Origin of the sequence: Bdellovibrio sp. HCB337 (genome assembly GCF_047302465.1) — a bacterium.
Classification (GTDB): Bacteria; Bdellovibrionota; Bdellovibrionia; order Bdellovibrionales; family Bdellovibrionaceae; genus JACMRP01.
Window position 1 is genome coordinate 3,945,017 of the sequence record NZ_CP178621.1, and the last position, 14,189, is coordinate 3,959,205.

Consider the following 14,189-nt stretch of genomic DNA (forward strand, 5'->3'; position numbering starts at 1 on the left):
TCTACGGCACGTTCATTGTGGTGACTTTATGACCCACAATCGTCTTTCGAACATCCTGAACTTGGCCATCTTGGAATAGCAACAATGTCCCAGGATCTATCACTTCCCAAGTTTCATTGTCGGTCAGAGGAGCTGTCGCAATGATAGCCACGCGATCTTGGCTGGTCGTCACAGTCGTGAAATCCACAGTGACATCCCGATCTTTCAAACGCGCCATCGGAAACGGGGCTTTCCGTACAATATACGTCAGCTTCATCGAGCAATGAGCAAACAAGACGTCGCCATTTGAAAATAAGAAATTGAATTCACCATGACGACCGGCTTCTGTTGCAAGCTCTGCCAAAGTATCAAACAACACAGTCTTCTCTGGCATCACATTGCCAAAGCGTTTTTTGAACTCTTGCAAGATCCAACAAAATGCAAGCTCGCTGTCAGTGGAGCCCACAGGCAAGAAACTGCCATCCAAGTATGGTTGAAAATCCGGAATGTTTCCGTTGTGAGCAAAGATCCAATAATGTCCCCACAACTCGCGCATAAAAGGATGCGTGTTTTCTAATTTCACGGCGCCTTGAGTGGCTCTGCGAATATGTGCAACGACATTGGTAGAGTGAATGGGATAGGCCTTAATAAACTCAGCGACTGGTGAATGAATAGAAGCTTTTGAATCTAAAAACTGACGAACTCCGCGTCCTTCAAAAAACGCAATTCCCCAACCATCTTTATGATGATCGGTTCCCCCACCACGCTGCTGAAAGCCCGTGAAAGAGAAACAAATATCTGTAGGTACATTACAATTCATTCCGAGCAGCTGACACATGCTCATAGGATATCAAAATCGAAGATGACTTGGAAACATTTGCGAGGGATCAGTCCCTCGGTCTCGGCCCGAGGGGCCGAGAAAAAAATGAGGTGGGAACGTGGTTTTGCTATAAGCCGGATTCTGTCCAGGCAACCAGATCCCATAAGTTTCCCGATTGCCGTAGATGATCATTCCTCTAGGAGTGCCATTACTGTCACCCTCAAGCGATCTTACCCGAGAACTACCCACGGGCCGTGGTACTAGCGTTCTCCTATTTGATCTTGCTCCGCGCAGAGTTTGGCTGTTTTCACTCCAGCGGCTCCCCTGACCCTCCCGTTCCCGGTGTCAGGCTCATAGCCCTGGACATTCTCTCTGTTCCACTGTTCCTAGTATTACTACCGAGGGGCGTTACCCCTTGCGCTACCCTATGGAGTCCGGACTTTCCTCTCCCGCCGGGTCCCGAAGGTCCCTTTGGCAGCGATCATCCGCAAAACCGCGTTTCTTCTAACACTCTAGGCCATAGACTGTAAATGGCGAAGTGAAATTTTGATTTCCTCGGGGCCATTTTTCCATTAATTTAGGGTCTCTTACGTCAAAAAAGGATACCGCTATGAAAATTTTAGTTTCAGTTCTCGTTTTCGTGACAGCTTTGACCACCGGAGCCCAGGCTTTGGCGAGCGACCGCGACATGAACGCCCTCTTTCCACCTCCACAACCTAATACTACTTTGGGTGAGCGCCCTGATAAGCCAGAACTGACGGCTCCGACCTACTTCCAAAAAGTGGGTGATTCCAAGGTCACTTTGCAATGGAAAGCCTCTCCAAACGCAGAAGCTTACCATGTTCAAGTTGCAACGGACCCTAACTTCAAGTGGTTGGTTAAAGAAGAAAACATTTATAAAGGCACTTCTTTGGAAGTTTCTGGCCTTCAAGGTGGTAAACACTATTTCTGGCGTGTTTCTGGCGTAAAACCAGACAACAAAGCAGGCCACATGCAAGGTGCGTTTGCTTCTTCGATGTTTGAAGCGACTGGCAAATAAGACGTCGTTTTAATCGCTAGATATGAAAAAACCCGCTGGAAAGCGGGTTTTTTATTTTGTTCTAGTAGTGCGGAGGTTTTTCGCCCGCAGGCCCGATTTCAGGACCGCCGTCTTTAACCTCTTGGATCCTTTTCCCCAGCGAGTTCAGAATCATTTCTAATTGATCCAATTTACCTTGCTGCTGATACACGATCTGATTCAGCTTTTCGAGAAGGTCTTCTTGATGGGCGATCTTCATCTCAAGATCGATAAAACGCTGTTCACTCATATAGACCTTTTAGAGTTTCTTCAGAAGCTCTTCACGTTTTTGGTTGTACTCAGCCTCTGTCAAAATACCTTTTTGATAAAGCTCATAAAGGCCCGCAAGGTCCGAAGGACTTGCTTGCATCGTGCTTGTGCCACCAACTTCTGGAGTTGAAGCACGTTTTTGTGGAACCTTGTCCACCATACCCAGAACCTCAAGAACCTGATTGTACCAAGCCTGGAAGTAGTTCACGTCTTTAATGTCTCCACGAACAACCAACGTTTCCGCAGCCAAGTCGTGAAGAGTTTGCTTTTTCTCGGTGAAAAGCATGAAGAGATAACCGATACACACGAACAAGCTGCTCACAATACGAACGGCGTAACGGATCAAAGACTTTTTGAAAGTGATTCTGTTTCCGTTCATGTCAGTAATACGCATATCTAACAAGGCCTTGCCTGGTGTTCCCTGCAACTCAGAAGCTTCAAAGAAGGGTTGGTAAAGAACAGCCAACAAAAGACTTAAACCCACAGACTCCAACCGAAGAAGACTGAATACGATCGAGATCAAACCAACGATCACCCCGTCAATCAAAGTGCCACCAAGACGGCGCCAGAAACCTGCGTATTCAACTGTTGTGCTATTCATTTTTTGCTCTCCCAAATAAGGACACATTTAAACCAAAAATCTTATTCCGAGTCCAGGCGAATCCACTGAGCCACACCCTCTAGTGCCGTATTCTGTGAAGATTTGTCGTCCTCGGCGTAATAAATTCTCAAGCTCTTTGGGTCTTCACACCAATCGAGCAACATGGCTGCGCACATTTTACAAGGTTTACGGGTCGTATAAAGTTGAGCGCTTACAGGCAGCTTTCGTTGTTGCTCTCGGAAATACCGTTGAATCATGTTCACTTCGGCGTGCAATGTCTTGTTTTTCGAATTCGAATTCAGGCCATAGGACAACACCTGACCAGATTCATCCACCAACAAACAAGCGATATCGCGGTCAAAGTCATGGAGAACGTCACCTCGAGCATTCAGCTCGGCCAAATTCCTCGTCCATCCCATCAGCGAAGCACCTTTTCTAAGAGCTTGAATGTGTTCTAACGGCAGTTGATTTTCTTGGCTAAGAAGGTCCACGGCTTGAAGTGCGTCCTCGTCGCCGATTTGTACGGCTTGCTCCTCGAGCCGCACTCCATGATTTTGTGGCTGAACTTCACCCTGCAGTCTTTTGGCTACGATTTTGGTCATTCCTAAGCACATCGCCTGAACGGGAGCGGTTGTATAAATTCGGTTTCTCAAAATAAAAAAAGAATGATCCACAAAACGGTCAAATAGACCTTGTAGCAGCTTAACTACTGCTGAAGATGGAGCTTTCACTCCTTTTGGGAAATAAGCATAGTATACAGAGTCCTTGTGACTGACAAAAGCCACGTCAAAGCCTGGCTTTGCGAGGTTAAAAGCTCTCTGTTGGACTAAAACTTCTTCAGACATAAGAACTAGCACTACCATAAGCAGCGGTTCTTGTCTAAAAGAGGTCCATGGATATGATCAAAAACCGACTGGAAAAGAACTCCAAAAAACTCAAGGCGTGGGCTCAACGCAATAATGTCGAGGCCTATCGGTTGTACGACCGGGATATTCCAGAATATCCCTACATTGTGGACATCTACAAAGATCATTTCGTTGTTTACGACAAGACAGACTCCGTGAAGGACGCGGGTAAAAACTTTCTTCCCCACGTCACGGAAGCTTTGAAAGCTCTTTTTAAAACTACCGACGACAAGATCATCATCAAAAAACGCGAACGCCAAGAAGGCGTCCAGCAATATGAAAAGCTGGATCGCCGTGAAGAGTATTTTCCTATTCGCGAAAGTCAGGCGCAGCTTCTGGTGAATTTGTACGACTACCTGGACACGGGACTTTTTTTGGATCACCGTCCAATGCGCCAGACGATTTTTAAAAGCTCACAGGGTAAAAGATTCTTGAATCTCTTCTGCTACACAGGCTCTGTCAGCGTTTTCGCCGCTTTGGGCGGCGCCAAGACGACCAGCGTGGATATGTCCCAAACCTATCTAGCTTGGGCACAAGAGAATTTTAAACAAAATCAGATTCCAGTTTCCGAGCACGAGTTCGTGAATATGAATGCCTTGGAGTATCTGAGCCAAAAACAAGGTCGCGAACTTTTTGACGTGATATTTCTGGATCCACCGACATTCTCGAATTCTAAAAAAATGGAAGAGGCCTTTGAGGTCGAAAAAGATCAGGATTTCTTGGTGGAAAAAGCCATGGGACTGCTTCGTCCCGAGGGAATCTTGTACTTTTCTAACAACAAAAGAAAGTTCAAGTTGTCAGAGAACATTCTGAAACACTACCAAATTCGGGACATCTCTAAAGAGAGTATTCCACAAGATTTTCACGATCAAAAAATCCATCATTGTTTTGAAATAAAAAATAAGAATTAAAAAAGATTTTCTGAGGGCAAAAAAAGATTTACTTTGGGGCAAAAGCTGTTAATTAAGCCCCATGAAATCATTAGGCCGCCATATTCTAGTTGAGTTTAGTAATTGTAACGCCCAGGTCTTGAATGACGCCAGCATCGTGGAAAAAGCGATGATTGACGCCGCGAAAATTGCCGGCGCAACTGTCATCAACTCCACGTTCCATCACTTTTCTCCATGGGGCATCTCTGGCGTTGTTGTGATTCAAGAGAGCCACTTGGCGATCCACACTTGGCCTGAATACAAATACGCCGCTGTCGACCTTTTCACTTGTGGTGAAAGCGTGGACCCTTGGGTGTGCTTCGAAAGCCTTAAACAGATTTTCCAAGCCAACTACTCTGCAATGGAGCTTATGCGTGGATCTCTGAAGCTGATCAAAAAATCAGACTTTGTTCCACAAGCAACTCGCCACGAACCAAGCCCAGTTCAAGAACAGCACATTGAAAGAAACGTTTGGTTTACCGATAAAGACGAAAACCAAGCTTTGTCTTTGCGCTACAACGGCGAAGTTCTTTTCAACGAAGTTTCTCCGTTCCAGCAAGTTCGCGTTTTCAACACTTATGCTTACGGCAAAATGCTTGCGATCAATAACATGATCATGTGTACAGAGCGTGATGAGTATCACTATCACGAGATGATCACTCATCCGATCATGCAGATGCATGGCAATGCTAAGAACGTTCTTGTCATCGGTGGTGGTGATGGCGGGACTATTCGTGAGATCTTCAAGTACGATGTTGAAAAAGTAACGATGGTCGAAATTGATGACGCAGTTATCCGTGCTTCGAAGCAACATCTTCCTGGAATCGCTTCTGAGTTCGGCAATCCGAAATTGAATCTCATTGTCGGTGACGGCATTCAGTTCATCGCTGAAGCTGCTGCGAATAGTTATGATGTCATCATCGTAGATGGTTCAGATCCAGTGGGTCCTGCGAAAGGACTCTTCACTGCTGAGTTCTACACGAACTGTAAGAAGGCGCTGAAGGACGGCGGTATCTTGATTACTCAAGGTGAATCACCGATGTTCCATGAAGAGACTTTCATGGAGCTGAACAAGTGCCTTAAAGGCATTTTTGGCAAGGACCAGACACATACTATGATTTTCCATGCGACCACATATCCATCGGGGATGTGGAGTTTGCAGATGGGTGTCAAAGGTCAAGCTCATCCTGTCCGCGATTTTAACGCAGATCGCGCTCGCCAATTCTGTCATGCGAAAAAATTGAAGTACTACAACCACGAGTTGCATACAGCAGCATTCAGCCTCCCTACTTTTGTCAGAAATATGTTGGGAGAGAGCGTTTAAAATGGACCGGCCGGGAATTTCCCGGCTATAGTGTCTTCTTGAAAATCAATTGAGACCATCTCAATCAAGGAGACACCTATGTTTAAACTTCCAAATCTTCCATACGCAAAAACAGCACTTGCTCCGTTCTTGTCTGAAGAGCAAATGACTTACCACTACGACAAGCATCACAAAGCTTACATCGACAACTTGAACAAGTTCATGGAAACTGACGCTTCTTTGAAAGGCAAATCTCTTGAAGAGATCGTTTTGTCTTCTTCTGGCGGCGTTTTCAACAATGCGGCTCAAGCTTACAACCACACGTTCTTCTGGTTCAACATGCAAGCTCCAGGCGGCAGCACGAAGCCTTCTGCAGCTCTAACAGCAGCGATCACTCGTGATTTCGGCGGCATGGACCAATTGAAAGAAAAGTTTGTTGATGGCGGCGTGAAAACTTTCGGATCTGGTTGGATCTGGTTGTGTGCAGACAACGCTGGAAAACTCAGCCTTGTTTCTACGTCTAATGCTCAAGTGCCATTTACCAACAACGGCCCACGTCCATTGATGGTTGCCGATGTTTGGGAACACGCTTACTACATTGATTACAGAAACTTACGCGCGAAGTTCCTTGAGACTTTCTGGACTCATGTAAACTGGGATTTCGTAAATCAAAATTTCGAATCTAATAAAGTTCGCGAATTAACGACTTCTATGAAGGCGTAAAAGTGCTATAGTGATTATGCGCTGATGAAAAAGGCGCAAGAAACCCTTACCACCCAGGTAAGGGTTTTTTTATTTCAGCCATTTCTTTCTGAAATTCTTTCGATCAACGGGCCAGCTTTTCCATGCAATTGGACTTTGGGTCGCAAGCACAAGATTATCCACAATCACTTCCAGATCATCCAAGCACCAGAAATCTTTGGCGTGCTGATTTTTAGATTTCAACGCCAATTGCCCAGACAGAGAATAGGTCATTCCACTCATCGGCGGGATAAGGAATCCCATCGTAGAGAAAACTCCCTGCAAACGTGACAAGATCGACTTACCACCTACAGAATGCATCAACACGCAAACACCCATAGGCTTGCCAACAATCTCTTCGCGGCCCTCAAGATCCGTCGCATCTTCTAAAAGTTTTTGCAGAGGACTGCCCCAAGAATCCCAATAGGTTCCTGTTAGACAAAGAATCGCATCCGCTTGAGTGATTTTTTTCAGCAAGCTGGAACTAAATTTAGTTTTGGCCAAGTTGACCAAATCCCATTTGATATCTTTGCGAGTTTTACGAAGTTCTTGAATGAGAAGACCGCAGTTGCCGGCATCTCCATGAATGCTTCCATTGAGTATCAGTATTTGCATTGGATCAGCATAGGAGAGGGCTTCAGAGACGGCAATGATTTTAGAAAATGAAAGGGGGCGGAGTGGCGAAACTCAAGCCCCCTTTGCCAGGGAAGAGCAATGTAAAGAAAGACTGTTATGAGGCCATCAATAGCTCACGAAGTTCTCTTGAGTGCTCGTGGCGGCGGTGCTGCGCTTTACGTCCTGTACGACGGCGCATAATTGCTTTTAATGCCACAGCCACTTCGTGAGCCGCTGAATAGATGTCTTCTCCAGTCTTTCTAATTTTGATAGTGCGTTTTTGATAACTAGGTTTAAAGATCAACTCGCACATAAACGAAGGTTTACGTGTCAGGGTTCTATGACGATCTGTTTCGACACGGATAGTAGCGTGCCCGTTTTCATCTTTTTCGAAGTACGTCTCTAAGCTTGAGCCAATTTTCTCTATCAAGTAAGCCTCGAGAGCTTCTGATTTTTCTAGGTCGCGGAAGATTATGTCTGTTTGCATATCCAACTCCTTCGTTATTCCTGGATCTAGTATCCTTGATTTGAGACATTAGTTAAAATATATATTATTTATACAACACTTAGGATTTTCTTATGTTTAACTACAATCACCTCTATTACTTCTACGTTACAGCTAAGCTTGGTGGCGTCAGCAGCGCCAGTAAGCATTTAAACATCTCCCAGCCCTCTTTAAGCGCTCAAATCAAGACCTTCGAAGGGTCGGTCAGTCATAAGCTTTTTGAGAAGAATGGCCGCCGCATGCAGCTAACTCGTCAAGGCGAACAAGTTTATGCTTACTGCCAGCAGATATTCGATATTGCAGGACACCTTTCAGAGCACTTAAAAAGTCCTGACCAAAAAGAAAAACGCCGCATTCATATTGGGGTCAGTGAACAAATTGAAAGACCTTTTATCGCAGACACCTTGGGCAATATTCTTCAGCAAGGAAAGGAACACTTGAATTGCACTCTCACCATTAGCTCGGGTGAAGAGGAAGAGCTGATTCAAAAACTTAAAACCAAACGCATCGACTTGTTTTTAAGTAATACCTTTGCAAACTTTGACGACCTTCATGAAATCGTTGCTTTAAAAATGCCTGTGGCATTAGTGATCTCAAAAAGCTTGTTAAAAAAACTGGGGTATCGTCAATTGCCTACGCTCTCGGAAGTTTTTAAAAACGAAAAAATCGGTCTGTTCATTCCATCCCAGAATCTACGTCTTCGGCATGAAGGTGATATTTTCATGCAGCAAAAAAACCTGAAGAAGCCGGTCTTAATGGAAAGTGAAATCTTGTCCGTGATTGCCCGAGCTGTCGTTGATGACGGCGGTTGTGCGTTCCTACCCGTTCCTTACATCGTCAACGAAATCAAGCTGGGGCTCGTGAAAGTGATTGGGCCTCAAAGCGGCTACTGGCAGCATCACTTAAGTTTGGTTTCAAGAAAGCAGATCAAGTATGATCCGCTTTTTGATGAGATTAAAAATAACCTCATTGCACTTAATAAGGCTGTCTAGCGACGCTATTACCTAAATCCATAGCCATAATGACTGCGATCTTTGTGAACATCGCTGAGTGGCTAAAGTTCAGGTCCGAAGAAATGACGTCACGGCTACTATGGATGTTGGGATTCATTGTGCGCAATCGAGCTTCGAACGGCATCAATGCCGGATAAGAATTTTTGTGCCAAGAAGCGTGATCACTGCAGCCATATCCACATTGGCCTTCTAGAATATTTATTTTAAGATAGGTATTGTTAATGGCATGCAAATATTCCCGGAGCCATGCGCTCGTAAAATCTGTCATGCTACCTAAAGTGAAAAGACCTTCACCTGGATACAACGTCATATCTAACTGCAAAACTGCGATTACGTCTTTGTTTTGTGATTTATATTGAGCCGCGATCTCACCTGAGCCAATCAGGCCAGACTCTTCACCCGCATACCAGAAAAACTCTATCGTACGTTCTGGCTGAGGTTGCGCCAGAAGAATTCTTAACGTCTCTAACAAGTTCGCAGAACCTGAAGCATTGTCATCAGCACCCGGCGCGTGCGTTTCACCCCACTTTTGAGTGATGGAATCAAAATGCGCGCCCAATACAATACTCTCTTGCGGACGCGTTTTTCCTGGAATAGTCAGATGAATGGATTTTTGCTTGGTACCGCTATGATTAATCAATTCCACTTGGACTGGAAACCCCGTGAATACCGTCATTTGCGCAAGACGATCTTTAAATGCGTTGACCGGCTCATTCGCTTTAGAATCGCGACTTGCACGAGTGGGGAATGACGACAACCAAGTTACTGTGCTTTCAAGATTTTTCTCACTGACCTGCTGAAGGGCCGCTTCGATCTGCGGGTTTTTCACAACCTGCATGATTTTCAATGGCGCGCGCTCGTAAAAGTCATTCTTTTGTTTTTGTTCACGCAAGCTCGAGAAAAGCGTTTGCACAGATTGCAACTGCAGTTCTGCCTTTTCTGGCAAAGCCTCAAAGCCCCCACATTTTCCGTATAGGTGAGCATGATGAAGAATCGTCTCTTCCATCTTGTCATTGATTTCTGCGTAGGCGACTTTGGTTTCTGGCTCTTCGGCAATAATTGGAATATTCAATGCACGTAAAAAAGAAGTTTCAGCCAGAATTGGGCGTGCAGCAAAAGCGGCACTGCTCACAAGTAGGACCATCCCGGTCACTAGATATTGTTTCATCATTCATTCCTTTGAATGGTCTCAGTGTGTAGCCAGGCTACTATATAAAACTCTCGAAAGGAAATGCTTCTTTTCCGCCTTGTTCTTTTTGAGCACGGTAATCTTCGGGAATAAAATAACGGTCTAGGTATCTTGGGAGCGCCGACATATCCAAACCTTCTGCGCAGTAACCCACGTATCCATCAGGTCGTACCAATATCAATCCATCTTTAAAAATACCGAAGGACTGCAGAATGGTAGATGTATCCAAGCGTTTATTCAGCGTATGCACATGCACCTGCCCACGGAAATAGCGCTCTAATAAAGCTGCCACACTTTCTTGAGCCTCTGGACACCCTACGACAAACGCATGAAAGAACCCATCCGGCGAAGGATGACAAAAACGATCTCCGGCTCTAAGCATTCCTTCTGAAAGAAAATTTTGTTCCGTTAAAGAACTTTTGCGATAGCGAATAGCAATCTGAGATATTTTTGCAAATGCATTTTTGCGAAAGTCCTCGTTTTTCAAAAGAAGACGTAAAACAAGTGGCATCATCTTCAATCTTAGCCAGCTGACAAAACCGCCACGATTTGTAACAAAGCCAAACACTCTGTCCGTCGTACGAATCAAAGCGCGCGCAACAGGAAAACGCTCTTCGTGATAGGTATCTAGAAGTTTATCATGAGCCCAACCAGAAGTGACGAACCAAAGCTTCCACGCCAGGTTGAAAGCATCCTGTATTCCAGTATTCATCCCTTGTGCCCCAGCGGGACTATGAACATGGGCTGCATCCCCGGCAAAAAAGCATCTTTGCTCTCGGAAACTTACGACATTACGATGGTGAATTTTGTAAGCAGAAATCCAACGTGGATCTGATATTTGAACATTCAATTTAGACTGAGCACGAATTTCAGACTTCATCAGTTCAAAATCTTGATCGGCTTTCTCAGACACATGATCCGGCAGCATACCAATAACACGAAAACGTCCCTCACCCACCATGGGAAAGAATCCAGCGAAGCCCTCTCGGGAGCTGCACACTGTGATGTGCTCGCGATGGATAGGACCCTCTAAAGCCACGTCCGCCAAAAGAAAACGATTTTCATAAGTGCCCCCCTCAAAAGGAAGTCGCAATAAAGTACGTATGGTACTTCGAGCACCGTCGGCAGCAATAAGATACCGGGCTTTAATAGTGTCGATCTTTTCATAGTGACTCACTGACGCCGTTACAAAACTTGCATGTTGTTGCAAATCCACTAGCTCTGTTTGCCAATCAACATCCCGCCCTAAAGATTGCAGCTTTTCAAGAAGCAAACTTTCGGTTTTAGATTGTTCTAAGATTAGAATGTAAGGATATTCGGTCATACCTTTTCCATAAATCTGGAGATCGATATTGACCTTACGTTTGCCGTTGACCATCAAATCCAGGCCCTTGGCGGGATGCCCCAGGTCTACCGCTTTTTGCGCCAATCCTAATTGTTCAAATAATTCTAAAGTACGGGCTTGGACACCTAGCGCTTTTGAACGCTCGGTAATGCCTCTGTTTTTTTCAATGACTTTAAACGACACCCCATATTGAGCTAAAAGACACGCAAGAGTAAGGCCTGTCGGCCCCGCGCCAACAATCAAAACATCAACGTCGGTTTGATGTGTCATAGCAGCTCCCGAAGCAATTGCACACTCGACAATCAAATGTGGAACATTTATAGTAAGCCCAAAACATTTACTTTGAATGGAAGATTTGTATGCAAAAAATTAAAGTCTCAAATCCTGTGGTGGAACTTGATGGCGACGAAATGACTCGCGTCATTTGGAGCTTTATTAAAAATAAACTTATTACTCCGTACTTGGATATCGACATTAAATATTACGATTTAGGGATGGAACATCGTGATGCGACTAACGACGAAGTTACTGTGGCGTCCGCAGAAGCCATCAAAAAGTACAATGTAGGCATCAAATGCGCGACTATCACTCCAGATGAAGCCCGCGTTAAAGAATTCAACTTGAAACAAATGTGGAAATCCCCGAACGGAACCATCAGAAATATTTTGGATGGAACTGTTTTCCGTGAGCCTATCGTTTGCAAAAACATTCCTCGCCTTGTTCCAAACTGGACAGCACCTATTTGTATCGGCCGTCATGCTTTCGGCGACCAATACCGTGCCACAGATTTCGTGACAAAAGGTAAAGGTAAATTAACGATCACTTTCGAGCCTGAAGTTGGCGAAAAAATCTCTCACGAAGTTTACAACTTCAAAGGCGATGGCGTTGCTTTGGCAATGTACAACACGGATGAATCTATTCGTGGTTTTGCTCGCTCTTGCTTCAACATGGCTTTGACAAAAGGCTGGCCTCTTTACTTCTCTTCTAAAAATACTATCTTGAAAAAGTACGATGGCCGCTTCAAAGACATCTTTGAAGAGCTCTACACAAAAGAATTCAAATCGACTTATGAAAAAGCTGGCATCACTTACGAACATCGTTTGATTGATGACATGGTAGCATCTGCACTGAAATGGAATGGCAATTTCGTTTGGGCTTGTAAGAACTATGACGGCGACGTTCAATCAGATACAGTTGCTCAAGGTTTCGGTTCTTTGGGCTTGATGACTTCTGTTTTGATCACTCCAGATGGTAAAACTATGGAATCTGAGGCGGCGCACGGAACTGTGACTCGTCACTTCCGTCAGCATCAACAAGGCAAACCAACTTCTACGAATCCAATTGCTTCTATCTTTGCTTGGACTCGCGGTCTTGAGCATCGTGGTAAATTGGATAACAATCAAGAGTTGATCAATTTCGCTCATGCTTTGGAAAAAGTTTGTGTGCAAACTGTTGAATCTGGAAAAATGACCAAAGACTTAGCTGTTTGCATTTATGGCGACAAAGTAAATTCAGATCAATATCTGAATACAGAGCCGTTCCTTGAGTTGCTAGATAGCAATTTAAGAAAAGCTCTTACTGGAAAGTAAGAACTCACAAAGGGGATCACAAGATCCCCTTTTTTTATGTCTTTTGTATTTTAGGCACTTTCAAAACGAATTTCGTATTTGGAAATTTCGGATCCAGCTCGAGAGTCCCTCTATGGTCTTCAGCCAATCCTTTCGAAATACTTAAACCCAGACCTGTTCCTTCGTGAACCATCTTTGTAGTAAAGAAAGGGCGCATAATTTTGTCTTGCACAGACTTATCAATGCCCTTCCCACTATCGATCACAGAAATCTTCCAATATAGGTTTTCTTCCGTGAGCTGAATCTCGATCCACTTTTCCTTCAGGTTACTGACTGCATCGAAAGAGTTGCTCAATAGATTGATGATGATCTGCTCAATTTGAATAGATCTGCACTCGGCCCAAGCTTGCCGGTGCTGATAAGTTTCACGCAGTTCTATTTTGTGCGGATGATACTTAAGGTGAATGAATGCGATCGCATTTGTAATCACCTGTCGCAGATCTTCTGCTTCAAAAGGATCTCGAGCTCCGTTATGTGATAGTGCTTTCATTCCCCGAATGATTTTGTCGATCCGTGAAACAGTATTTTCAATACTATCAAGATACTGCTTCCCCTTCGGTGAAATACCCTGAAACTGCTGAAGCAAACGCCGTAACAGCCCAACATTTCCATTAATAATCGTCAGCGGGTTATTGATCTCATGGGCGATCGAGGTTGCCATTTCACCGATAGAAGCTAACTTCGAACTTTGTAGCAGTTGTTGCTGCTGTTCATGAATCTTCTCGTAAGCGTCTTTATAGTTAATATTGGCTTTACGTAATTCCAGTTGATTGACGACTTGTCTGGACAGAGCCTCTAAGGCCTCAACCTCGAATGACGACATGGTACGAGCATGATCATCGATAATGCACAAAGCACCAATTGCGTGACCATCTGGAGTAATAAGAGGTGCTCCAGCATAAAATCGCACCTGAGATTCATTTTCGACAATCTCGTAATTTTTAAAACGAGAATCTTGAGTGGCATCTTTGACAATAATGGTTTTTTTGTCTTTCACCACCGAAGCACAGATGGAGGTAATCAACGGAGTTTCTAAATAGTCCAAGCCACGACTGGATTTAAACCATTGTCGGTTCTCTTCAACCAGAGTCACGGCGGCCATTGGAGTTTTAAAAATCATCGAAGCCAGTCGGGTAATATCATCGTACGGGGGCTCCGGATCCGTATCTAATATTTTGTAGTCATAAAGGGCACGAAGTCGCAGTTGTTCATCAGTTTTCAGTTTCATGAGTATTCAATTCCAGTGTTGCAGCATCAAGCAGTGTTCACATAGTTTATAAACAAAGTTA

15 protein-coding genes and 1 other RNA gene are annotated in these 14,189 nt (G+C 44.4%); 6 read left to right on the plus strand and 10 right to left on the minus strand.

Annotated elements, in window-relative coordinates:
* Position 1 precedes the first annotated feature (1 nt).
* Both ACLWBB_RS18970 and rnpB read right to left on the minus strand, forming a co-directional pair.
* The gene (locus ACLWBB_RS18970; protein ID WP_413291626.1) at positions 2-817 is read right to left on the minus strand and encodes a class II glutamine amidotransferase; all 816 of its coding nucleotides are present in this window, start codon (positions 815-817) and stop codon (positions 2-4) included.
* A gap of 96 nt (positions 818-913) precedes the next feature.
* An RNA gene (gene rnpB / locus ACLWBB_RS18975) (RNase P RNA component class A) lies at positions 914-1,296 on the minus strand.
* 113 nt (positions 1,297-1,409) lie between these two features.
* On the opposite strand from rnpB, the gene ACLWBB_RS18980 reads away from it, so the two are divergent.
* Complete coding sequence (locus tag ACLWBB_RS18980) at positions 1,410-1,838, plus strand: fibronectin type III domain-containing protein (protein ID WP_413289141.1); 429 nt, start codon at positions 1,410-1,412, stop codon at positions 1,836-1,838.
* 61 nt (positions 1,839-1,899) lie between these two features.
* Here ACLWBB_RS18980 and ACLWBB_RS18985 read toward each other — a convergent pair whose 3' ends face one another.
* The 3 genes from ACLWBB_RS18985 to ACLWBB_RS18995 are packed head-to-tail and all read right to left on the minus strand — an operon-like array spanning position 1,900 to position 3,590.
* Complete coding sequence (locus ACLWBB_RS18985) at positions 1,900-2,106, minus strand: SlyX family protein (protein WP_413289142.1); 207 nt, start codon at positions 2,104-2,106, stop codon at positions 1,900-1,902.
* A 9-nt stretch (positions 2,107-2,115) separates the two neighbouring features.
* Positions 2,116-2,727, minus strand: coding sequence for an RDD family protein (locus ACLWBB_RS18990; protein ID WP_413289143.1), 612 nt, complete (start codon positions 2,725-2,727; stop codon positions 2,116-2,118).
* A 41-nt stretch (positions 2,728-2,768) separates the two neighbouring features.
* Complete coding sequence (locus tag ACLWBB_RS18995; protein ID WP_413289144.1) at positions 2,769-3,590, minus strand: Bd3614 family nucleic acid deaminase; 822 nt, start codon at positions 3,588-3,590, stop codon at positions 2,769-2,771.
* Positions 3,591-3,619: 29 nt separating this feature from the next.
* Here ACLWBB_RS18995 and ACLWBB_RS19000 point away from each other — a divergent pair, with 29 nt between their 5' ends.
* From ACLWBB_RS19000 to ACLWBB_RS19010, 3 genes are all read left to right on the plus strand, one after another.
* Entirely contained in the window at positions 3,620-4,543 is a 924-nt protein-coding gene (locus ACLWBB_RS19000) for a class I SAM-dependent methyltransferase (RefSeq protein ID WP_413289145.1), read from the plus strand.
* A 61-nt stretch (positions 4,544-4,604) separates the two neighbouring features.
* The gene (gene speE, locus ACLWBB_RS19005; RefSeq protein ID WP_413289146.1) at positions 4,605-5,885 is read left to right on the plus strand and encodes a polyamine aminopropyltransferase; all 1,281 of its coding nucleotides are present in this window, start codon (positions 4,605-4,607) and stop codon (positions 5,883-5,885) included.
* A 78-nt stretch (positions 5,886-5,963) separates the two neighbouring features.
* On the plus strand, positions 5,964-6,587 hold the full coding sequence (locus ACLWBB_RS19010; RefSeq protein WP_413289147.1) for a superoxide dismutase: 624 nt from the start codon (positions 5,964-5,966) through the stop codon (positions 6,585-6,587).
* A gap of 69 nt (positions 6,588-6,656) precedes the next feature.
* Here ACLWBB_RS19010 and ACLWBB_RS19015 read toward each other — a convergent pair whose 3' ends face one another.
* Together ACLWBB_RS19015 and ACLWBB_RS19020 are read right to left on the minus strand one after the other, a co-directional pair.
* Positions 6,657-7,220, minus strand: a complete 564-nt coding sequence (locus ACLWBB_RS19015; RefSeq protein ID WP_413289148.1) for an NAD(P)H-dependent oxidoreductase — start codon at positions 7,218-7,220, stop codon at positions 6,657-6,659.
* Positions 7,221-7,335: 115 nt separating this feature from the next.
* Positions 7,336-7,707: an HPF/RaiA family ribosome-associated protein gene (locus ACLWBB_RS19020; RefSeq protein WP_413289149.1), complete on the minus strand. Its 372-nt coding sequence runs from the start codon at positions 7,705-7,707 to the stop codon at positions 7,336-7,338.
* A gap of 92 nt (positions 7,708-7,799) precedes the next feature.
* On the opposite strand from ACLWBB_RS19020, the gene ACLWBB_RS19025 reads away from it, so the two are divergent.
* The gene (locus tag ACLWBB_RS19025) at positions 7,800-8,717 is read left to right on the plus strand and encodes a LysR family transcriptional regulator (protein WP_413289150.1); all 918 of its coding nucleotides are present in this window, start codon (positions 7,800-7,802) and stop codon (positions 8,715-8,717) included.
* Here the strand turns inward: ACLWBB_RS19025 and ACLWBB_RS19030 are convergent.
* A complete protein-coding gene (locus ACLWBB_RS19030) occupies positions 8,701-9,909 on the minus strand; it encodes a M20/M25/M40 family metallo-hydrolase (RefSeq protein ID WP_413289151.1) in 1,209 nt (402 codons plus the stop codon). The two genes, ACLWBB_RS19025 and ACLWBB_RS19030, sit on opposite strands and share 17 nt — an antisense overlap.
* Before the next feature lie 37 nt (positions 9,910-9,946).
* The gene (locus ACLWBB_RS19035) at positions 9,947-11,542 is read right to left on the minus strand and encodes an FAD-dependent monooxygenase (RefSeq protein WP_413289152.1); all 1,596 of its coding nucleotides are present in this window, start codon (positions 11,540-11,542) and stop codon (positions 9,947-9,949) included.
* Positions 11,543-11,631: 89 nt separating this feature from the next.
* On the opposite strand from ACLWBB_RS19035, the gene ACLWBB_RS19040 reads away from it, so the two are divergent.
* Positions 11,632-12,861, plus strand: a complete 1,230-nt coding sequence (locus ACLWBB_RS19040; RefSeq protein ID WP_413289153.1) for an NADP-dependent isocitrate dehydrogenase — start codon at positions 11,632-11,634, stop codon at positions 12,859-12,861.
* Between the two features lie 34 nt (positions 12,862-12,895).
* Here ACLWBB_RS19040 and ACLWBB_RS19045 read toward each other — a convergent pair whose 3' ends face one another.
* Positions 12,896-14,128: an ATP-binding protein gene (locus ACLWBB_RS19045; RefSeq protein WP_413289154.1), complete on the minus strand. Its 1,233-nt coding sequence runs from the start codon at positions 14,126-14,128 to the stop codon at positions 12,896-12,898.
* Between the last annotated feature and the right edge of the window lie 61 nt (positions 14,129-14,189).